At 35.3% G+C, this 18,763-nt stretch carries 27 protein-coding genes; 1 reads left to right on the forward strand and 26 read right to left on the reverse strand.

The annotated features are described in order from the left end of the window. Positions 1 to 19 precede the first annotated feature (19 nt). From rpsF to PRVXH_RS13510, 7 genes are all read right to left on the reverse strand, one after another. Positions 20 to 304: a 30S ribosomal protein S6 gene (rpsF, locus tag PRVXH_RS13480; RefSeq protein WP_353893269.1), complete on the reverse strand. Its 285-nt coding sequence runs from the start codon at positions 302 to 304 to the stop codon at positions 20 to 22. A gap of 98 nt (positions 305 to 402) precedes the next feature. Beyond that, positions 403 to 588 (reverse strand): DUF951 domain-containing protein, encoded by a 186-nt coding sequence (locus tag PRVXH_RS13485; protein ID WP_353893270.1) that lies wholly within the window; start codon positions 586 to 588, stop codon positions 403 to 405. A gap of 3 nt (positions 589 to 591) precedes the next feature. Continuing rightward, positions 592 to 834 (reverse strand): TIGR03905 family TSCPD domain-containing protein, encoded by a 243-nt coding sequence (locus PRVXH_RS13490; protein WP_353893271.1) that lies wholly within the window; start codon positions 832 to 834, stop codon positions 592 to 594. A gap of 12 nt (positions 835 to 846) precedes the next feature. Next, positions 847 to 1,479 (reverse strand): hypothetical protein, encoded by a 633-nt coding sequence (locus PRVXH_RS13495; protein WP_353893272.1) that lies wholly within the window; start codon positions 1,477 to 1,479, stop codon positions 847 to 849. Positions 1,480 to 1,533: 54 nt separating this feature from the next. Continuing rightward, positions 1,534 to 1,884 (reverse strand): hypothetical protein, encoded by a 351-nt coding sequence (locus PRVXH_RS13500; RefSeq protein WP_353893273.1) that lies wholly within the window; start codon positions 1,882 to 1,884, stop codon positions 1,534 to 1,536. Positions 1,885 to 1,920: 36 nt separating this feature from the next. Next, complete coding sequence (locus tag PRVXH_RS13505; protein WP_353893274.1) at positions 1,921 to 2,523, reverse strand: tetratricopeptide repeat protein; 603 nt, start codon at positions 2,521 to 2,523, stop codon at positions 1,921 to 1,923. A gap of 68 nt (positions 2,524 to 2,591) precedes the next feature. Next, complete coding sequence (locus PRVXH_RS13510; protein WP_353893275.1) at positions 2,592 to 3,620, reverse strand: hypothetical protein; 1,029 nt, start codon at positions 3,618 to 3,620, stop codon at positions 2,592 to 2,594. A gap of 85 nt (positions 3,621 to 3,705) precedes the next feature. On the opposite strand from PRVXH_RS13510, the gene yyaC reads away from it, so the two are divergent. Continuing rightward, positions 3,706 to 4,302, forward strand: a complete 597-nt coding sequence (gene yyaC, locus PRVXH_RS13515; protein WP_353893276.1) for a spore protease YyaC — start codon at positions 3,706 to 3,708, stop codon at positions 4,300 to 4,302. 63 nt (positions 4,303 to 4,365) lie between these two features. Here yyaC and PRVXH_RS13520 read toward each other — a convergent pair whose 3' ends face one another. From PRVXH_RS13520 to rpmH, 19 genes are all read right to left on the reverse strand, one after another. After that, entirely contained in the window at positions 4,366 to 4,605 is a 240-nt protein-coding gene (locus tag PRVXH_RS13520; protein WP_353893277.1) for a YkuS family protein, read from the reverse strand. A 142-nt stretch (positions 4,606 to 4,747) separates the two neighbouring features. Then, positions 4,748 to 5,158 carry a polymer-forming cytoskeletal protein gene (locus PRVXH_RS13525; RefSeq protein WP_353893278.1) on the reverse strand — a complete coding sequence of 137 codons (411 nt, stop codon included), beginning with the start codon at positions 5,156 to 5,158 and terminating at the stop codon, positions 4,748 to 4,750. Between the two features lie 22 nt (positions 5,159 to 5,180). Further along, on the reverse strand, positions 5,181 to 6,074 hold the full coding sequence (locus PRVXH_RS13530) for a peptidoglycan DD-metalloendopeptidase family protein (protein WP_353893279.1): 894 nt from the start codon (positions 6,072 to 6,074) through the stop codon (positions 5,181 to 5,183). 47 nt (positions 6,075 to 6,121) lie between these two features. After that, the gene (locus PRVXH_RS13535) at positions 6,122 to 6,622 is read right to left on the reverse strand and encodes a DUF4446 family protein (protein WP_353893280.1); all 501 of its coding nucleotides are present in this window, start codon (positions 6,620 to 6,622) and stop codon (positions 6,122 to 6,124) included. Positions 6,623 to 6,716: 94 nt separating this feature from the next. After that, positions 6,717 to 6,956, reverse strand: coding sequence for a hypothetical protein (locus tag PRVXH_RS13540; protein ID WP_353893281.1), 240 nt, complete (start codon positions 6,954 to 6,956; stop codon positions 6,717 to 6,719). Between the two features lie 49 nt (positions 6,957 to 7,005). After that, positions 7,006 to 8,088, reverse strand: a complete 1,083-nt coding sequence (locus tag PRVXH_RS13545) for an alanine racemase (RefSeq protein WP_353893282.1) — start codon at positions 8,086 to 8,088, stop codon at positions 7,006 to 7,008. 3 nt (positions 8,089 to 8,091) lie between these two features. Then, entirely contained in the window at positions 8,092 to 8,772 is a 681-nt protein-coding gene (locus PRVXH_RS13550; protein ID WP_353893283.1) for a DUF554 domain-containing protein, read from the reverse strand. A gap of 4 nt (positions 8,773 to 8,776) precedes the next feature. Beyond that, positions 8,777 to 9,907, reverse strand: a complete 1,131-nt coding sequence (locus PRVXH_RS13555; RefSeq protein WP_353893284.1) for an aminotransferase class V-fold PLP-dependent enzyme — start codon at positions 9,905 to 9,907, stop codon at positions 8,777 to 8,779. A 60-nt stretch (positions 9,908 to 9,967) separates the two neighbouring features. Continuing rightward, positions 9,968 to 10,828 carry a ParB/RepB/Spo0J family partition protein gene (locus PRVXH_RS13560; RefSeq protein ID WP_353893285.1) on the reverse strand — a complete coding sequence of 287 codons (861 nt, stop codon included), beginning with the start codon at positions 10,826 to 10,828 and terminating at the stop codon, positions 9,968 to 9,970. Further along, positions 10,821 to 11,582, reverse strand: coding sequence for an AAA family ATPase (locus PRVXH_RS13565; RefSeq protein WP_353893286.1), 762 nt, complete (start codon positions 11,580 to 11,582; stop codon positions 10,821 to 10,823). The genes PRVXH_RS13560 and PRVXH_RS13565 overlap by 8 nt, the downstream gene beginning before the upstream one ends. 18 nt (positions 11,583 to 11,600) lie before the next feature. After that, the gene (noc, locus tag PRVXH_RS13570) at positions 11,601 to 12,437 is read right to left on the reverse strand and encodes a nucleoid occlusion protein (RefSeq protein ID WP_353893287.1); all 837 of its coding nucleotides are present in this window, start codon (positions 12,435 to 12,437) and stop codon (positions 11,601 to 11,603) included. Between the two features lie 122 nt (positions 12,438 to 12,559). After that, entirely contained in the window at positions 12,560 to 13,264 is a 705-nt protein-coding gene (gene rsmG, locus PRVXH_RS13575; RefSeq protein ID WP_353893288.1) for a 16S rRNA (guanine(527)-N(7))-methyltransferase RsmG, read from the reverse strand. A gap of 2 nt (positions 13,265 to 13,266) precedes the next feature. Then, a complete protein-coding gene (gene mnmG / locus PRVXH_RS13580; protein WP_353893289.1) occupies positions 13,267 to 15,138 on the reverse strand; it encodes a tRNA uridine-5-carboxymethylaminomethyl(34) synthesis enzyme MnmG in 1,872 nt (623 codons plus the stop codon). A gap of 12 nt (positions 15,139 to 15,150) precedes the next feature. After that, positions 15,151 to 16,536 carry a tRNA uridine-5-carboxymethylaminomethyl(34) synthesis GTPase MnmE gene (gene mnmE, locus PRVXH_RS13585; RefSeq protein WP_353894598.1) on the reverse strand — a complete coding sequence of 462 codons (1,386 nt, stop codon included), beginning with the start codon at positions 16,534 to 16,536 and terminating at the stop codon, positions 15,151 to 15,153. Between the two features lie 95 nt (positions 16,537 to 16,631). Further along, positions 16,632 to 17,246, reverse strand: coding sequence for an RNA-binding cell elongation regulator Jag/EloR (gene jag, locus PRVXH_RS13590; protein ID WP_353893290.1), 615 nt, complete (start codon positions 17,244 to 17,246; stop codon positions 16,632 to 16,634). A 5-nt stretch (positions 17,247 to 17,251) separates the two neighbouring features. Further along, a complete protein-coding gene (locus PRVXH_RS13595; protein ID WP_353893291.1) occupies positions 17,252 to 17,986 on the reverse strand; it encodes a YidC/Oxa1 family membrane protein insertase in 735 nt (244 codons plus the stop codon). A gap of 17 nt (positions 17,987 to 18,003) precedes the next feature. Further along, positions 18,004 to 18,216, reverse strand: coding sequence for a membrane protein insertion efficiency factor YidD (gene yidD, locus PRVXH_RS13600; RefSeq protein ID WP_353893292.1), 213 nt, complete (start codon positions 18,214 to 18,216; stop codon positions 18,004 to 18,006). Between the two features lie 4 nt (positions 18,217 to 18,220). Continuing rightward, entirely contained in the window at positions 18,221 to 18,556 is a 336-nt protein-coding gene (rnpA, locus tag PRVXH_RS13605) for a ribonuclease P protein component (RefSeq protein ID WP_353893293.1), read from the reverse strand. A 68-nt stretch (positions 18,557 to 18,624) separates the two neighbouring features. Further along, positions 18,625 to 18,759 (reverse strand): 50S ribosomal protein L34, encoded by a 135-nt coding sequence (rpmH, locus tag PRVXH_RS13610; RefSeq protein WP_353893294.1) that lies wholly within the window; start codon positions 18,757 to 18,759, stop codon positions 18,625 to 18,627. Between the last annotated feature and the right edge of the window lie 4 nt (positions 18,760 to 18,763).

The following is an 18,763-nucleotide window of genomic DNA, read 5'->3' on the forward strand; positions in this document are numbered from 1 at the left end:
TCCCCCTTTTAAAAATGGGTTAAGCCGCTTTTACAACTAGGTGACGTAACATGTTGTCATCAATCTTAATTACTCTGTCTAACTCATCAATAGTCTCTTTGTTACCTTCAAATTGAGTTACCACATAGTAACCTTCGTTTTTCTTTTCAATTGGGTAAGCTAATCTTCTTTTACCCCATTGATCTACCTCAACTACAGAACCACCCTTTTGTTCAATGATTCCATTGACTTTTTCGATGGCTCCTTTTGTAGCTTCTTCATCTAGATCTGTCACAAGAATATACATTAACTCGTACTTTGTCATTTCCTTTCACCTCCTTTGGACTAACGGCCCTATAAAAATAGAGCAGGAACTATAACATTAGCATTATACCATAAATAACGCTTCTTTCAAAGACTCTTTTATAATTCTAGCTTCTTTTTACAGTTTTTTTCAAACTTCTTTCTTGGTATCATTACACTTCTGCCACAGTGAGTGCATTTTATTCTAAAATCCATGCCCACACGAATGATTTCCCACCTATTATAGCCACATGGATGTTTCTTCTTCATTTCAACGATGTCTCCAACCTCGTACAAGTTAGACACCTCCTAAGCGCTTATGTTTGCTAATGCCTTAGCTAGCTGGTCTGGACAGGATGTCCCATTTCGGCATTCGATACCTTTTAGCCTGTCTACAACTTCTTCAACAGGCCTCCCTATTACCAACTGGGCTATGCCTTGAACATTGCCACGACATCCGTTTATAAATTCAACTTTTTTTATTATTCCGTTATCTGTTTTAATAATTATTTCTTTGGCACAAGTTCCTTCTGTTTTAAATATTAAGTCCATTTTTCTCATCTCCTATATGATTTTAAATATACCATCAATCACCTTTTGCACAATAGGCTTTAGCGCAAAGTCTAATAAGCCACTCTCGATGGCTTCTGTTTGATAAAACAAAAAGTATAAGTCCATTACATAAAGTATAACACAAGCCAAAACTAGGTTGCAAAATCCATATACAGCAGCTCCTAGTATCCCACCAGTGGGTTTAGTACTGCCTTTTTTAATAAGCAACTCACTTAAAACTCCCATTAACAAAATAATTATTAGCGCTATAGTTAAACCTTCCATTGTTTTAGCTATTACTTGGGCAGTTACCTCAATTAGTCCTTCTCCTAAATATGTTCTCTTGTTTATATCCTCTACTATCTTTTCCCTTAACTGAGTTGATACTGGAATTTGCTCTGCCACTTCTTGAACCATCAAAAAAGTCCTATCACCTGTCGATACTTCTTTTATTGAGTGGTCTATGTAAAGGCTATCTATTGCATGCTCAACATGACTGCAAGTTATGATAGGCCAGTTTAAGCCAAAAGAAAGCAAAAACGCAGCAAAAAAGCATAAAGCTCTGACAAATATTTCTTTTCTCTCCTTATAATACCCTAACACCAGTCCCCAGACAAACAGCACAACTAAAAAAACATCAAACATAGTGTTATCACCTCTCTAGTAAACTTATTTAAAGAGAGGTGATTTTATTCTATGCTAATTTTTAAAATAAACTGTTGCGATGCTTGCTAACACAGTAAGTCTCACCGTACCGTTAATGAAATACTGCATTGTTAAGCTGATGATTACGGCGGTGATTGCCACAACAACTATAACGATCAACTGCCTTATATAGTCCTCAAAGTAAGAAAATAACTTAATTTTAAACCTAATGTAAATAGCGATGTCATAGATGATTTTCAGCGCTAAAAATAAAAAGATAGCAAAAATAAAATTATCTATAACTGTAGTTACAGGGATCATAGATGTGTAAACTTTTCTAAAAAGTTCCCCTAAAACTAACAAAACAATAAAGCTAATAGCTAGATTAGCAATACTTCTATTCATTTCATACCATCACCTTGTTTTAGAAAATAAATTACACTAACCAAAAAGTATTAAATATAGTAGTAGAAGACCAAAAGCAGCGAACGCTATAGTTTTATACGACACCTTTTTTTTATTGGCACTACCAGGTTCTTGATTAGATTTTGAATCAGTTTCTGATATGTCAAAATCTAAATATTCCTGTTCGTTTCTTTTTATCTTTTTTTTCAATTGGTCTCTATGGATTTTTTGACCAAGTTTATAGTACTTCAAAGAAGCCTCTATATCGCCCTTTTTTTTATAATAGGCAGAAAGCCCATCGAGGGTACTATGGCTCTTGTCATCCAGTGTATGAGATTTGTCAAAGTACTCTTTAGCTTTTTCTAGTTCGCCTTCTAAAAGACAGGTATTACCCAGGTTGGTCAATACTTGAGGGTTGTCTGGCTGAATTTTTCGGGCTTGATTAAAATATGATTTTGCCTTTTCTATGTTATTTATTCTAGCGTATATAACCCCTAACTTGTTGATAGTTTCAACATGCTCTGGTTCATCTTCTAATATTTCTAAAAAAACCTTTTGTGCATCCTTGTTCTTTCCTATGTTCATCAAAGTGACGCCATCTTTATATAGTTTTTCTATTTTTTCTTTGGCTTTTTCCAAAACTCTACCTCCCCTGTGCAGATTTATTCTAGAAAATAATTGTTAAATCCTTTAAATATTCATTTTATTTATGAGATTTTTACAAACTTGTCTTTTATAAAATATAACAGTAGCGCTGCCATTAAAATGAAGTTAACAAACCCAAAAAAGGGGTATACTGCTTTTACAAGCTCAGAAAATCCTATAAATGAAAGCGGCAAAGCCACAATACTAAGAACTATTCCAATCAAAGAATAATTCCAATTTTTTAAACTTGTTATCCTGTTTATTATACCATGACCTGTAGCAATTGCGGAAGTTAATATAGCTATCAACAGCGATAATACCAAGCTGTAAAATAAAGGTTGGTTTAGCCCGTAAGCCAAATCGATTATCGGCACTTGTGAATAGCTAGGCATATCCTTAGTTGCAAAAGTTAACAGTAGTAACATTATTCCTAGGGTCATCCCCCCCACTATTGATACCACAAAAATGTCTTTTTTATTGTATAATTCACTTTTTAAGGACGATAATACAACCATACCAATTATTAGATTGTAAGATACATAGGATGTGGCGGCAATATAGGCATTTTGGGGGACTAATCCTCCCATATTTACTGCAGGTACCGACGTGAAAATTGCTCTTAAACATAGTAATACAACACCGAGCACCAGTACAGGAACTAAAAGAGAGTTAACCTTTATAACCCCTTTAACACCTTTAAAAAAAATCACGTTTATCAAAATCAAAAAAGATCCTACAGATAAAGCTTTGCTTGGGAATAGGTATGTAGATACTATCGTTGTAGCTGCAGATAACATTATTGTAAATCCACAGAAAAGAAACGCCATAATAGCAAAATCGAAAAATAACGCCCCTTTCTGACCAACAACCACTGTAATTAGATCATTATGATCTCTTACTTCGTTTTTAAATACAATATCCAAGATTACATACGCAAAAAAGATAAACATTACAGTTGCTAAAACCCCTCCCACTACACCACTAGTCTTAAAAACAGAAAAAAATTGAACTACTTCTTGACCTGTAGCAAATCCCGCACCAACTATAGCACCACAGTATGTTAAAGCTAGCTTCACCCCTATATTTTTCATTTTCTTCACTCCTCTTACTATTTGTTTGTAATAACTATTCAATTTTCTCATATAAATTACCATGGCGTTTTACGGGAGGTAGGTTATGTTTAGTTTTTTTGATAAAAATAAAACAAAATGCTTCAAAAAAAGTATTAATTTTAAAAGTGTATCATGCCAAAAAGAGATGGCGTCCCATCTTAGTGAATATGCTTATCATATCAAACCTAACTGGAATGAAGTTGTAATCATGTGTATTGGAACTGACCGGTCTACAGGCGACAGCTTAGGCCCTATTATAGGTAGTAAGCTGGCGCACTTAAACACCAAAAGTAATGTCTATATCTTAGGAAACTTGAGTAATCCAGTACATGCTTCAAACTTAGCAACTAACATCGAGGAAGTAAATATACTCTCAAACCCTCTTGTTATAGCTATAGATGCTTCGCTGGGCAATAGCGACAATGTTGGAAAAATAAATTTTGGAATCGGCAGTTTAAAACCTGGAGCCGGCGTTAAAAAAGATCTCCCTGAAGTCGGAGATATCTACATTACCGGAGTGGTAAATGTAGGGGGGTTTATGGAGTACTTTGTATTGCAAAATACGAGGCTCTCTTTGGTTATGGATATGGCTGATGTCATAGCTAAGTCTCTAGAAGAGTTTATATTGTCTATCAGCAGCGACACCGCAAAAAAAGCATAAAAAAACGGAGTAGGTTCACTACTCCAATAAAAAGTTTTAACTTTCTAAGGGCACTACACTTTTCTAATGGTGTATTTTGTTATTAACTGTTTCAACAAGGTTCTCTTCAGTCACTGTTTTAGTATCTAATACTGGAATTTCATTAATTAAATTTGTCTGTTCTAACGCGCTATCTGGTTCTTTAACAATTACTACTGAGGGATATTGGTACCTCTGAGATAAATCAACAACTTTAAATCCTGCCTCTTCTAATTTTTCTTTATAAGAGCTTAAGCCATCTTCTAGTGCTACTATTTTCTTCATATTTCCCTCCTAATATTTCAAAGGCCCTATAAAAGTCTTCCTAAGCCTTAATTAAGGCCAATGTCTTTAATTTTGCAATCCTTTATTTACCTTAGTATGAGATTTATGATTCAACCTTATTCAAATAAAAAAACACAGTCGTCTAATTAGACGACTGTGTTTTTTTATTTGAATCTTTATTGTTATTCTTCTTTGAAGATGATTGTTCTTCATTCATTTCACAATTCCCTTTAAAAATGGCTCCATCTCCGACCTCTAGGCTAGCCACTTTAATATCTCCAATCAGTTTAGCAGAAGGTAGAAGGTCTAAAAGACCTTCCACTTCTACATCTCCGACAATTGTACCTGAAACTGTCAAATTCTTTGCCTTAATATTTGCCTCCACACTGCCACTTTCACCGATAAGCACATTGCCTGTAGAGATAATTTCACCGCTTACTTTGCCATCTATGCGTAAAATTCCCTTTGCTGTCAATTTCCCCTCAAAATCACTATCTTTACCCACTATTGTGTCAATTTTAGTTGGATCAAACTCTTCTTTCTTTTTAAACATTTGACAGCCCTCCGTTACTTTTTTAATAATATTCTTTAGGGTTTACAGGTTTTCCTCCCACTCTTACCTCATAGTGTAGGTGCGGTCCGGTGCTTCGGCCTGTACTGCCCATATTTCCAATGACTTCTCCTTTTTCAACCTCTTGCCACTTTCTAACCTTTATCTCAGATAAGTGTGCATAGTGTGTTGTATATCCGTACCCATGATCGATAATAATTAAGTTACCATACCCACCGCTATAAGATGCTGTTACCACTGTTCCATTAGCTGTAGCTAAAATAGGAGTGCCAGTTGCATTAGCTATATCGATACCAGTATGTAACTGTCGAGCCCCAGTAAAAGGATGGTTTCTATATCCAAAAGGTGAAGAAACCCTGCCTTCAGCAGGCCTAATTGAAGGGGTATGAGCCTTTCTTTTAGCTTGCCTTTCCGCATCTGATATCAATGTCCCCATGTCCTCTTTCTGAGAAGGAAGCTCTCTGCTTAGCAGCTGCAATGAGCTTTGCGTCCTTTCTAGTGAAGTAGCTCCTCTGCTAGCAGAAAACAAGGTGCGCTCGTCATCTTTTGAGTTTGTACTTTCTCCTTCTGGTTCGATGTCTGTTAAATCTTTTAGCTGCTTTTGTAAATCTTCGATTTGCTTAAATTCCTCTAACACATTTTGGGTTTGTTCCGCTAAGTTTTCTAGCTGATTAGTTTTTTCCTGGTTCTCAATACGCAACTTTTCCAACTCAGACATTGAGCTGGCCATATCTATATATTGGGCAAAAAATCCGATAAATCCTATTAAAACTAGAAGTATTAACACTCCTACAATCTGAATTGCCAGTATAGGAAGGTTGAACTTAAGTGGCTTATCGTTTGAGTGGGGCAGTATCATTAGCGTAAATTTTTTATTGTCTTTATGCTCTGACGACATATATCTCCCCTCCTGTTTAAGGCGTTCCTTTATTTACAACTACTATATTATTTTTTATTTAAGGCTAAGTCAACCACTTTTTTTTCTTCTTCTGATAGATGATAGTCTGATTCTCCTTGTTTAATGGGTTTAGCGTACGTGCGCGACTCCTCTCTTCCATAGATGGTGCTTAAAACAACTCCATCTTTTTTCCCATCTAGTAATACAAATGAAAAACTTTGATCGCTGCCAGTGTTACCAAAAGCATTATATCTTATAATTTTATGCTTTTGTGGAAATGAAATAATTTCCTTTTCAATTTTAGATACTTTGTTTCCTAGTTCTTTATTAGTAAGTTCTAAAAGTTTTATTTTCTCATTTACATTATTTAGGATTTCTTCCACAGAATCTCCTTTTGAGGAGTATGCTAGCTTTCTGTATTGCTTCAGTTGCTTTTTAAGTCCCATAACATTAAAAAACATAATAATAACTATAAGAAGCAAAATTAGTGTTATAATAAAGAGTATTGTTAAGGGGTTGTTTTCTATAAAAATTAATATATGTTCCATTTGTTTCCTCCTTGTTTTCTTAAACTTTTCAACATTATATATTCCCTACCGATCCCTGTAATTCCTTTTTACAAACAAAAAAATCTCACTCAAATTATGAGCGAGATTTTTTTTGTTGTTTGTTTTCTATTAAATCCACTGGTGCCCAGTTGTTAGACCAATCTCCTTGACAAACACTTCCAAAAAGAAATGGTTTTGATAAATGGTTTTTGCTGCTTACCCAATCAGCATCATTTTTGTTAATTCCTGTAGTGTTGTATAACTCTTGTTCATTTATTGACATGGAAAAAACAGGTGCGACTTCTTCGGTGGGAGAAGAGGTTTTTCTTTTCATTATTTATAACCTCCTTTAAATTTATGTTCCCACCTAATAAGTTTTTTTATTAGTAATTTAAAAATTTACCACTATTATCTAATTTTACTAGCTGATTTTCTTTTTTAAGAAAAATATTTTTGTTTAAATTCATAACCACACAACTATGGTTAGGTATAATCGATATCTCTTCCCCTATTTGTGGCAGATTTTTTCCTTTAAGAACACCGTGTTCTTCTGAAAGTGATACTATTTCCAATGATGGATGATCCAAAACTCTACCATAACCTATTATAAACTGGTTTCCGTGTGCACCTTTATCTAATCCTAAGGTTTTTGAGCCTGCATCTATCACAACTCTATCACCCACTTTACTGACAACAGTGGATTTTACCGTTAAAGCGCAACTATTTTCTGAAACCACTCCTAAGCTAATTTGTGTGTTGTCATAAAACATAAAGTTTCCTGGCCTTGCTTCTGTTAAACCATTTTTATGAACGTTATATTTCACAGTTGGGGTCGCTCCCACACTAATTTCCTCAACTGAAATACCTTTGTTTTCAATATAACCCTTGGCTTCTAATAGTTTCTCCACTTCTTCATTTGCTATTTCCCTAACATCGTTATTACTCTCAGCGCCGTAAGCGTGCCCCGCGTGGGTTATTAACCCAATAAACTCTAAATGCTTTTTCTGCGTTAAAGACTCTGCTAGTTTATAAGCTTCTTCTGTTGTGTCTACACCACACCTATTTAGTCCTGTATTAACTTTAACTAAAACTTTTAAGGGCCTTTTTTTTAATCTACATCTTTGTTCAGCAAGTTCTACCCCTTCTATAGAGTCAACAATAATCGTTACCTTTGCTTTTAGACTCATTTCCATTACCCTCTCAAGTTGTCTAGCCTTAACTAAGGGATAAGCTATTAAAACATCTTGAAAACCTTCTTCAACTAGATTTTCTCCCTCGGAAACTTTTGACACTGTCATGCCAGTACATCCCCATCTCTGCTGTAGTTTGCTGATATATGGGGTTTTGTGTGCCTTATAGTGTGGTCTTAGTTTTACGTTGTTCTTTTTACAAAGATTCATTATTTCCATAAAATTACTTTTCATCACTTTATAGTCTATAACCACCGCAGGTGTCTCCATCTCCATTTATTAACCTCCTATGATATAGAAATAGATCATTCCAAATAACAAGACTGGAAGCATGTTTGCAACTTTTATTTTTTTTATACCTAGTATGTTGATTCCTATACCTACAATTAATATCCCTCCAGCTCCGTTAATAAACATTTGCATTGATTCATTAAAAAAATCCCCTAAGGCTGTTGCCATAAGAAAAATAGCCCCTTGATATATAAATACTAACCCTGCTGAAAAAATAACTCCAACACCCATTGCTGATGCAAAAGCTACTGATGTCACACCATCTATGGCCGCTTTAATGTAAAGTGTTTCCGAAAAACCCAGTGCTTCGTTGATTGCACCAATAACTGCTAACGGTCCAACGCAATAGGTAAGTGAAGCAAAAACAAAACCTTGAGCGACGTTTCCTTTCGCCCTGCGGTGCATTTTCTTTTCAACATAGTCTCCAAGTTTGTTTATATACCTGTCTATATCAATCCACTCTCCTGAAATTATCCCAACAACCAACGCACTAATTAACACAATAAAGTCAACATCACTTTCCAAAAACATTCCTACCCCCAAAAGAGCCACCAAAATACCCAGACCGCTTAGCAGTGTTTTTTGCATTCTTTCTGGAAGTAAGCTCTTAAAAACAACCCCAATGGTACCTCCTACTAGTATAGTTATGGCATTTACCAAGTTACCCATGGTGCTAACCTCTTTTCAGCTCTTTTACGGCTTCTAATAAAATTTCTATTTCCTCCTTGGTATTAAAATAGCCTGGGCTTACCCTTATAGTCCCCTGCTTTGCAGTGTTAAAATTTTTATGGGCTATAGGAGAACAGTGTAATCCAGCCCTTACAATTATGTTGTGTAGGTCATCTAATATAAAGGCAACTTCTGTAGAGTCTAAATTCTCAATATTGAAAGAAGTAACAGTGCTGTTTTTATTATAATATGTCTTTGCTTCTAAGTCTCTTAAACCTTCTATAAGGAGATGCGATAATTGAATTTTATGTTGAAAAATATTTTCAATACCTTTTTCATTGATAAAGTCAATCCCGGCCCCTAAAGCCCAAATTCCCGGTGTATTAGCTGTACCAGACTCATAGCGTTCCGGACCACTTTTAGGGACTCCCATATTCTCTGAGTTAGAACCTGTTCCACCAATTTTTAAAGGTTCTAAAATCCAGTCTTTTTTTAAATAGAATCCACCAGTTCCTACCGGACCATATAAGCTTTTATGACCTGCGAATATAAAAGCATCTATATCTAAACTATTTACGTTTACTTTATGAGTTCCGGCGCTTTGAGCTCCGTCCACTACAAGCTTGGCATTGGAATTTTCCTTGACAACCTTATTTATCGCTTCAATGTCTTGCTCTACTCCAAATACATTACTCACATGATTTATTATAACAAGCTTAGTATTTTGTTTAAGTTTGTTTTTAAGGTCATTTAAATCAATATAACTTGCATCTATATGGTTACAATAGCTGACTTCTACCCCTTTATTTTCTTTTAGATAGTTTAAAGGCCTCCAGACAGCGTTATGCTCTAGCTGTGTAGTGACTACGTGGTCACCCTTTCTCAAACTACCAAATAGTATTGTGCTCATAGCTTCTGTGGCACTACTGCTAAATATAATTTGTGATGATGAATTTGCTCCTAAAAACTCCGCTAATTTTTCTCGTACAATAAATATAGCTTTTGCGGCTTCACGAGAGTAACTATGTCCCCCTCTACCTGGATTTGCTCCATAATTTCTAAGGGCATAATCATGAGCTTTATAAACACTTTCTGGTTTAGGAAAGGTGGTGGCGGCGTTATCTAAGTAAATCATGACAAATCTCCTTTCAGGATGTTTCACGTGAAACATCATTTTTTTTATAAAAAACAAGGGTTACCCCTTGTTTAAAATAATTTCTAATATTCTGTTTAGGTCTTCTTGTTCATAATACTTTATCTCAATTCTACCTTTTTTATCATTACCTTTTATTTTAACATTTACTCCCATTTCTTGCATCATCTTTTCTTCAGCGTCCTTTAAATGGGGGTCTAGGTTAGCTGTTGTTTTGCTTTTTTTTGTTTCCTGTTGTAGCTTTTTAATTTTTTTACAAAGTTGCTCGACCTGTCTTGAGTTTAAACCTTTTTCAAGAATCTCATCGGCAACAAAAATTTGTTCATCTGACGGCAAAGAAATCAAGGGCCTCACCTGCCCGGCAGTGATTTTGTTTTGCATAACCAATTCTTTTACATATTCACAAAGGTTAAGTAAACGGATAGTGTTAGTAACTGCTGACCTGCTTTTCCCTAACCTGTTTGCTAACTGCTCTTGCGAAAAACTAAAATCTTCTATTAAAGTCTTATAGGCTTCTGCTTCCTCCATAATGTTTAGGTCTTCTCTTTGTAGGTTTTCTATTAATGCTATTTCTGCTACTTCTTTATCTGAAAAATCCTGAACCAGAGCAGGCATTTCTGATAAGTTAGTCATTTTACCAGCTCTTAATCTTCTTTCACCTGCTACTAATTCATATCCACCATCTATTGCTCTTACAACTATAGGTTGTACTATCCCGTGTTGTTCTATAGACTGAGCTAATTCCTCTAATGCCTCATTTGAGAAAATTTTTCTCGGTTGGTTTGGATTAGGGCGGATTTTATTAATTGGTATTTGTTGAATATAGTGACTTTCAGTTGGTTCTTGCTGAGGCATTTCCGGTATTAAAGCATTAAGGCCCCTTCCTAAACCCTTTTTACTCATTTGCAAGTACCTCCTCAGCCAGCGCTTTGTATACTTCTGCCCCTTTTGATTTTGGGTCATAATCAACGATAGACTGACCGTAGCTTGGGGCCTCACTCAATCTGACATTTCTAGGTATAAGGGTTTTGTAAACCTTGTCTCCAAAAAAATTCTTTACCTCCTCCACTACCTGTGCGGAAAGATTAGTCCTTGGATCAAACATAGTCAGTAGGGCTCCCTCAAATATAAGCTGTTGATTGAGGTGCTTTTGAACAAGATTTACAGTGTTTATCAGTTGACTAAGCCCCTCTAATGCATAGTACTCACATTGTATTGGGACTAGGACACTGTCAGAAGCTGTAAGGGCATTTATAGTGAGTAATCCTAGAGATGGCGGGCAATCTATTATTGTGTAATCATAATCATTTTTTACATTCTCTAGCTGGTTTCGCAAGCGAACTTCTCTTGAAACTGTGGGGACTAACTCTATTTCCGCACCGGCTAGCTCAATTGTAGCTGGGGCGACGTCTAAATTAGGGACAGCAGTAGGTATTATTATGGCATCTACTGGAAACTCATCCACTAATACATTATAAATACATTTTTTAACCCTATGTTTATCTATACCCAGTCCACTAGTTGAGTTGCCCTGGGGATCTATATCTAAAAGTAGTACTTTTTTTCCCATTTTTGCCAAAAAAGCACTTAGATTTATAGCTGTTGTTGTTTTTCCTACTCCGCCTTTTTGATTAGTAATTGCTAAGACCTTTGACATATGTATACTCCTTTCAAACTATTTATTTTTAGGAAGCCTTATCTTTACCTCTATACAGTCTCCTAAGTCGCTTTCGTCCATTTGGGCATCAATCCCTGAACCTTTGATTGTGTCTACCGCTTGCTTTATAGTGTTAAGAAATATTCTAAAGTCTTTAAATACCATTTTTCTTTTTTTGCTTTCTTTTTTCCCGTCCTCTTTAACATCCTCTCCAGTACTTGAAAGAAGAGTTATTAGTTCTTCTGTTTGTCTCACAGTCATGCCTTCGTCTATTATTCTATCGACCATTTCTGGCTGATTTTCGCAAGGCACTTTTAGTAACGCTCTAGCATGTCTTTCTGTCAGCTGACTGTTTTTAAGCTTTTCTTTGACATTGTCATTTAGTTTTAAAAGTCTTAACTTGTTTGCTATTGTAGACTGGCTTTTTCCCAATCGCTGCGCCAAAACTTCTTGAGTAAGTTTAAAGTCATTTAACAGCCTATGTAAACCTTCTGCTTCTTCCAAAAAGTTTAGGTTCTCCCTTTGAATGTTTTCAATTAATGCGATTGCAGCCATGGCACTTTCTTTGACCTCTTCTTTTACAATTGCTTTAATTTTACTATTGCCAAGTAGTTTAGAGGCTCTAAACCTTCTTTCGCCGGCTATGATTTCATAGTTCTCGCCGGATTTTCGTAAAATTATAGGCTGTATTAATCCATAGGTCTTAATCGATTGTGCTAGTTCATCGATTTTGTCGTCATCAAAATCTTTTCGAGGTTGAAATGGGTTTGTATTGATATTTACCATATCAATATCGTGTATTTTATCCTCTCCTGATGAACTATGACCTAAAATCTTACTTAGTTGCTCTTTCATTACTCCACCACCTATATAAACTTTATTATTGATTTCTAATTCTCCATAAGACTTACATTATCCTGCTTTTATTACTCATAAAAAAATATTAAAGTTGCCTTAAAAAGGCAACTTTAATTTAACTATAATGGTCTCTTTTTAGGAATCCCTGGTTTTCTCGGGTACTTAGCCGGTGTTTTAAAAACCTTTTTAATTATAATCGCAAATCTCTGTTCTTCTGTTACTGGAAGCTTATACTGAAATACGTCTTCAATCTCTCCTCCTAAAACTTTTAAAGCACTTTCTCCATCGCTTATTTCTTCCTTATAATTGCTTCCTTTGTATGCAACAAAGTTCCCACCTACCTTTAGGAAAGGTAGATTGTACTCAGCTAGTATGTTTAAAGGTGCAACAGCTCGGGAAGTTGCAAACTCAAATGTTTCACGTGAAACATCCTTTTTAGCATACTCCTCCGCCCTACCGTGTATTAGGTTTAGTTCAATGCCTAATTCTTCTCGTACTTCTTCTAAAAAAGTGATTCTTTTATTTAAAGCGTCTAGACCCCATACATCTAACTCAGGTTTTAAAATTTTTAAAGGCACTATGGGAAACCCAGCTCCTGTACCAACATCAATTACCTTTCCTTCCGTAAATAAACTTGCTGGAAGCATGGAGTCTATAAAATGTTTAACTATAATCGCTTGCTCATCAACTATAGCAGTTAAATTCATTTTTTCGTTCCATGCGAGCAGTAGTTCTTTGTATTTCTTCAGTTTTTCAACTTGATCGGTATCTAGATCAAACGATAAATTTTCACAAATCATATCTAACCTATCACTAAACTTCAATATTACTCTCCCCTTTTTAGCTGCTCTAAATAAACCATTAGAACTGAAACATCAGCTGGCGAAACACCGGAAATTCTAGAGGCTTGTCCTAATGTAACCGGTTTTATGGTTTTAAGCTTTTCTTTTGCCTCCCCAGAAATGCCTTTGACTTTGTTATAATCGATGGAGCTCGGTATAGCTGTGTTTTCAGTCTTTTTAAACCTGCTAACCTGGCTTAGCTGCTTTTCAACGTAGCCTTTATATTTTATTTCAATTTCTACTTGCTCCCTAACCTCAAAAGGAAGTTCTTCTTTAATTGTACCGATTTTCTCTAAGTCAAAATAAGCAATTTCTGGCCTTTTTAATAAGTCCGCCAAAGAATAAGTCTTTGAGATTTTCGTGGAACCTAACTTCTCCAAAGCTTTATTTACAGTTTCTTTAGGATTTACCTTTATTTCCTTTAACCTCTTAACTTCTTTATTTATCGCTTCTTCTTTATTCTGGTAGATGGCATATCTCTCATCTGTAACTAACCCTACGTCATATCCTAATGAGGTCAGTCTTCTATCTGCATTGTCCTGACGTAGTAATAATCTAAATTCAGCTCTTGAAGTTAACATTCTATAAGGTTCATGGGTACCTTTTATTGTTAGATCGTCGATTAACACCCCTATATATCCATCAGATCTTTGTAGTGTAAACGGCTTTTTGCCTTTTTGAGACAAAGCTGCATTTATACCTGCTATCAAACCTTGGGCTGCAGCCTCCTCATATCCACTTGTCCCGTTTATTTGACCAGCACTGAATAAACCATTAATCTCTTTAAACTCTAAAGTAAGTTTTAACTGAGTCGGGTCCACAACGTCATACTCGATAGCGTAACCTGGACGTGTTATTTCTACATTTTCTAATCCAGCTATTGTTCTTAAAAACTCTAGCTGTATATCCACGGGTAAACTGGTTGACATCCCTTGAAGATACATTTCGTTGGTATGTATTCCCTCAGGCTCTACAAACAGTTGATGGCTGGGCTTGTCACTAAACCTTTTAATTTTATCTTCGATGGATGGACAATATCTTGGTCCCACACCTTCTATAACACCTGCAAATAAAGGTGATTTATGCATGTTATCAGTAATAATTTTATGAGTTTTTTCATTTGTATAAGTTAAATAGCAAGGTAGTTGTTCCTTATTCAGTTTTTCTTCCGTTGTCATAAAAGAGAACTTATAAGGGTTTTTATCACCTGGCTGTTCTTCCATCTTAGTAAAATCTACGGTTTTGCCGTCCACTCTTGGGGGAGTTCCAGTTTTAAACCTCATCATTCTTATGTCTAGGTCTTTTAAAGAGTCAGATAAACTATTAACTGTATATTGACTATTAGGACCTGCATCATAGTTTAGTTGCCCCTGTATAATCTTACTTTTTAAGTAAGTACCAGAGGTGATAACTACTGTTTTAGCATAAACTTTCTCTTCGGTGTTAAGTATAATCCCTTTTACCGTGCTATTTTCCACAATCAGATGATCTGCTACACCCTGTTTTAACGTAATATTGTCCTCATCTTCAAGAACCTTTTTCATATTTAGCTGGTACATAGATTTATCTGCCTGAGCCCTTAAGGCGTGTACAGCAGGACCTTTTCCGGTATTAAGCATTCTCATCTGGATATAAGTACTATCTATATTTTTACCCATCTCTCCACCTAAGGCATCAATTTCCTTGACAAGGTGACCTTTTGCTGGTCCGCCAATGGCTGGATTACACGGCATTAGCGCAATATTATCCATATTTAACGTTATTACCAAAGTTTTTAGTCCCATTCGTGCAGAAGCTAATGCAGCTTCACACCCACTATGACCTGCTCCAATTACTATACAATCAAAATTATTCACAACTAATCCTCCTTACTTACCTAAGCAAAATCTAGAGAAAATCTCGTCTATTAAGTTTTGAGAAAGAGATTCACCGGTTATCTTTCCTAGCGATTGCCACGCATCTTTTATATCTATTGAAACAATATCCACTGGATTTTCACACTTTAAAGCGTTAATGCTATCTTCTAGGCTGCTCTTAGCATCCTTCAGCGCCATTTCATGTCTAATGTTAGAAATCGTAACTTCATGAGAGCTATCCTTAATGTTCCCAACCTCAAATAAACCTAGAATTCTATCCTCTAATTGAGTAATCCCTTTACTCTTTTCCGCAGAAATTGCCAAAACATCACAATCGACTTTTCCTTTGACTATTTCGATATCCACGCTTTGAGGAAGATCAGATTTGTTGATAATTACAATCCTGGGCTTTGTTTTAATTAGTTCCAGTATTAAGTCATTTTCTTTTGACCAGTTTTGAGATCCATCTATAACGTATAACACTAAGTCACTTGTGTTTATGTATTCTTTTGTTCGTTTTACCCCGATTTTTTCTACCTTATCACTAGTCTCCCTTATTCCAGCAGTATCTAACACAACTAAAGGGACACCTTTAACATTTATATTTTCTTGTAAAACGTCTCGTGTTGTACCAGGAATATCGGTAACTATCGCTCGGTTTTCTTTTGTTAAAGCATTAAGTAGTGACGATTTTCCCACATTGGGTTCACCAATAATAACTGTTTTAATTCCTTCCCTTACTAACTTTCCTGTTGTTGCTGTTTTCAGCAAGTTTTGTATTCTTCCTTCAACTTCTGAAAGCTTACTTACCATTTGCTCAACGCTCATAGAATCAAATTGCTCGTCAGGATAATCGATAGTCGCTTCTATATTAGCTAGTACCTCCAGTATTTTATCCCTAACTTTTTTTACTTCCGTAGATAGATTACCTGCTGCTTGCTTATTAGCCATATCATGACTTAAGTCAGTTTTAGCGGATATTAGATCCATTACTGCTTCCGCCTGGGATAAATCTAGCTTACCATTTAAAAAAGCTCTTTTAGTAAACTCACCAGGTTCAGCCAATCTAATACCACTTTCTAAAACTTTAGTTAATATTTTTTTTATAGGTATCTGCCCACCGTGGCAGTTTATTTCTACTACATCTTCCCCGGTATACGAAAATGGCGCTTTAAACACAGAAACTAAAACTTCATCAATAACTTCTCCATTTTCGTCATGAAAGTGTCCATAGTTTATCGTGTTTTTATCCATCTTTGTTACTTTATTTTTTTTAGGACTTATAAAATATTTATCCACAGTTTTTAATGAATCAGGACCACTTACTCTTACAATCGCAATTCCACTTTGCCCTAAAGCAGTTCCAATTGCTGCTATAGTATCTGCAACCAATAATATCACCTCTATAAAATAGTAAATAGCTTTAAAAATAATATACCCATACTCTATAAAAAAACCAGTTACCTAAATTTTAGTAACTGGTTTTAAATAATTTATTTAGGTTCGATAGCAACCTTTCTAAAAGGCTCTTCGCCTACACTATAGGTTTTTACCGTAGTACTATCATTTAATGTGCTATGGATTATTCTTCTCTCCATTGCATTCATAGGCTCAAGCAAAACTTTTCTTTTTGTGTTAATTGCTTTGCTCGCAAGTCTGTTAGCCAATGACACTAAAGTTTCTTCACGTTTTTCTCTGTAATTATTAACATCTATTACAACCCTAAAATACTCTTCTGTCTTCCTATTTAAGGCCAAATTAGTTATATATTGTATAGAGTCTAAAGTTTTTCCGTGTTTTCCAATCAAAACCCCTAAATCCTCACCGGTTATATTTACCTTTAAACTTGACTGATCCTGCTTTAAGTCAATAACGAAGCTGACATTAAAATGCTCTAAAAACTCAATCAAAAATCCTTTAACAAATTTTTCAGGATTAAACTTTTCGGTAATTACTATTTTTGCCGGCTTACTAAGTAACCCTAGAATACCTTTTGTAGGCTCCTCTAAAATATCATACGTAACTTGTTCTTCTTCTAAGCCCAACTGTTGCAGTCCTTGTTCCAAAGCATCTTTTACACTTTTTGCTGAAACTTCAACAGATCTCATAGGCTTTATTCCCCCTCTGCCGTTTTACTAGAAAGTTTACTTTTCTGTAACACTAAGTGCTGACCTATAGCAAATACGTTACCTGCAAACCAGTATAGCGCTAAAGCAGGCGGCAAACTAACACTAAAGAATATAATCATTATAGGCATTATAGTGGTCATAGCTGCCATACCACCTTGCTGACTAGAAGCAGCGTTACCTGCCATTGTAACCTTTGTTTGAAGATACGTAGTTGCACCAGCTAGAATTGGTAATATATATAATGTTCGTGCATGCTCTGCCCTTGCCGCAACATCATTCCAACCCTCAGGAGCAACTATTTCTGCTTCTGCAAGGCTAACACCTGCAGCTAAGTCGATTCCCAAAAACTTAGTAGAAACATTTTCAAAAACATGAACTATAATTTCTGGATCTTGGAAAACTCTAAACATAGCAATAAAAATTGGCAACTGAATTAACATAGGAAGACACCCAGCTAAAGGGTTAATCTTCTTTTCCTTATACAGCTCCATTAAAGCTTTACTTTGTTTTTCTTTGTCATTTTTGTACTTTTCTTCAATTTTCTTTCTTTCGGGAGCTATTTCATTCATCGCTTGCGTTGATTTCATTTGTTTTAATGTCAATGGTAGAGTTATTAGCCTAAACAGCACCGTCAAAATTATTATAGCAATACCATAATTGTTAGTGAAATCAATTAGCGCAACAAATAATTGCCCCAAAGAATCAACAATAAAACTCATTTACCTTCCCCCTATCATTATGGAACAGGGTCATATCCCCCTGGATTAAACGGGTTACATTTAAATACTCTTTTTACCGTTAAAAAAGTTCCTTTAATAAACCCATGCTTTTGATAAGCTTGTATCCCATATGTAGAACAGGTAGGATAAAACCTACAGCTAGGACCCTTTAACGGTGAAATAAACTTTTGATAAAACCTTAACAACACTATAGATAAATTTTTAAGCATAAAATCACCTAAAAATATTTTGACGTTTTAATAGGAAATTAACATCTTTACATATAGTCTTAAAATCAGCCTTAACAATCCTAGGCCTTGCTAAAACTATTAGATCGTAACCACTAAATTCATTTACAGTTTTTAAGGCTTCTTTCATTAAACGCCTGTATCTATTTCTTACTACAGCATTACCTATTTTTTTGCTAGCGACAAACCCTATCCTTGGTAGCCTATTATTATCGTCATTCTTTATACAATAAACTACTAAATGTTTGGTTGCCTTTGAAAAACCTACCTTATAAATATGTCTAAACTCTGAGTCTTTCTTTAAAGGTAGAAAATTAGCCATACACTCATCTCCAAAAAATTTTTAAAGATATTTTAAAAAAGTGCAAAAAGGACCACTGTGTAGTAGCCCTATGCACTTAACCTTTTTCTACCTTTTGCACGACGACGTTTTAGCACGTTACGTCCAGCTTTAGACTTCATTCTTTTTAGAAACCCATGATTCTTTTTACGACGTCTTACTTTGGGTTGGTAAGTTCTCTTCAAGTAA

Origin of the sequence: Proteinivorax hydrogeniformans (assembly GCF_040515995.1) — a bacterium.
GTDB classification, from domain to species: domain Bacteria; phylum Bacillota; class Proteinivoracia; order Proteinivoracales; family Proteinivoracaceae; genus Proteinivorax; species Proteinivorax hydrogeniformans.

Excerpts from the sequence above, each read along its gene's own strand:
- rpsF (WP_353893269.1), bottom strand. The coding sequence starts at position 304 with ATGACAAAGTACGAGTTAATGTATATTCTTGTGACAGATCTAGATGAA.
- PRVXH_RS13490 (WP_353893271.1), bottom strand. The coding sequence starts at position 834 with ATGGACTTAATATTTAAAACAGAAGGAACTTGTGCCAAAGAAATAATT.
- PRVXH_RS13495 (WP_353893272.1), bottom strand. The coding sequence starts at position 1,479 with ATGTTTGATGTTTTTTTAGTTGTGCTGTTTGTCTGGGGACTGGTGTTA.
- PRVXH_RS13500 (WP_353893273.1), bottom strand. The coding sequence starts at position 1,884 with ATGAATAGAAGTATTGCTAATCTAGCTATTAGCTTTATTGTTTTGTTA.
- PRVXH_RS13510 (WP_353893275.1), bottom strand. The coding sequence starts at position 3,620 with ATGAAAAATATAGGGGTGAAGCTAGCTTTAACATACTGTGGTGCTATA.
- yyaC (WP_353893276.1), top strand. The coding sequence starts at position 3,706 with ATGTTTAGTTTTTTTGATAAAAATAAAACAAAATGCTTCAAAAAAAGT.
- PRVXH_RS13520 (WP_353893277.1), bottom strand. The coding sequence starts at position 4,605 with ATGAAGAAAATAGTAGCACTAGAAGATGGCTTAAGCTCTTATAAAGAA.
- PRVXH_RS13525 (WP_353893278.1), bottom strand. The coding sequence starts at position 5,158 with ATGTTTAAAAAGAAAGAAGAGTTTGATCCAACTAAAATTGACACAATA.
- PRVXH_RS13530 (WP_353893279.1), bottom strand. The coding sequence starts at position 6,074 with ATGTCGTCAGAGCATAAAGACAATAAAAAATTTACGCTAATGATACTG.
- PRVXH_RS13535 (WP_353893280.1), bottom strand. The coding sequence starts at position 6,622 with ATGGAACATATATTAATTTTTATAGAAAACAACCCCTTAACAATACTC.
- PRVXH_RS13540 (WP_353893281.1), bottom strand. The coding sequence starts at position 6,956 with ATGAAAAGAAAAACCTCTTCTCCCACCGAAGAAGTCGCACCTGTTTTT.
- PRVXH_RS13545 (WP_353893282.1), bottom strand. The coding sequence starts at position 8,088 with ATGGAGATGGAGACACCTGCGGTGGTTATAGACTATAAAGTGATGAAA.
- PRVXH_RS13550 (WP_353893283.1), bottom strand. The coding sequence starts at position 8,772 with ATGGGTAACTTGGTAAATGCCATAACTATACTAGTAGGAGGTACCATT.
- PRVXH_RS13555 (WP_353893284.1), bottom strand. The coding sequence starts at position 9,907 with ATGATTTACTTAGATAACGCCGCCACCACCTTTCCTAAACCAGAAAGT.
- PRVXH_RS13560 (WP_353893285.1), bottom strand. The coding sequence starts at position 10,828 with ATGAGTAAAAAGGGTTTAGGAAGGGGCCTTAATGCTTTAATACCGGAA.
- PRVXH_RS13565 (WP_353893286.1), bottom strand. The coding sequence starts at position 11,582 with ATGTCAAAGGTCTTAGCAATTACTAATCAAAAAGGCGGAGTAGGAAAA.
- noc (WP_353893287.1), bottom strand. The coding sequence starts at position 12,437 with ATGAAAGAGCAACTAAGTAAGATTTTAGGTCATAGTTCATCAGGAGAG.
- jag (WP_353893290.1), bottom strand. The coding sequence starts at position 17,246 with ATGAGATCTGTTGAAGTTTCAGCAAAAAGTGTAAAAGATGCTTTGGAA.
- PRVXH_RS13595 (WP_353893291.1), bottom strand. The coding sequence starts at position 17,986 with ATGAGTTTTATTGTTGATTCTTTGGGGCAATTATTTGTTGCGCTAATT.
- yidD (WP_353893292.1), bottom strand. The coding sequence starts at position 18,216 with ATGCTTAAAAATTTATCTATAGTGTTGTTAAGGTTTTATCAAAAGTTT.
- rnpA (WP_353893293.1), bottom strand. The coding sequence starts at position 18,556 with ATGGCTAATTTTCTACCTTTAAAGAAAGACTCAGAGTTTAGACATATT.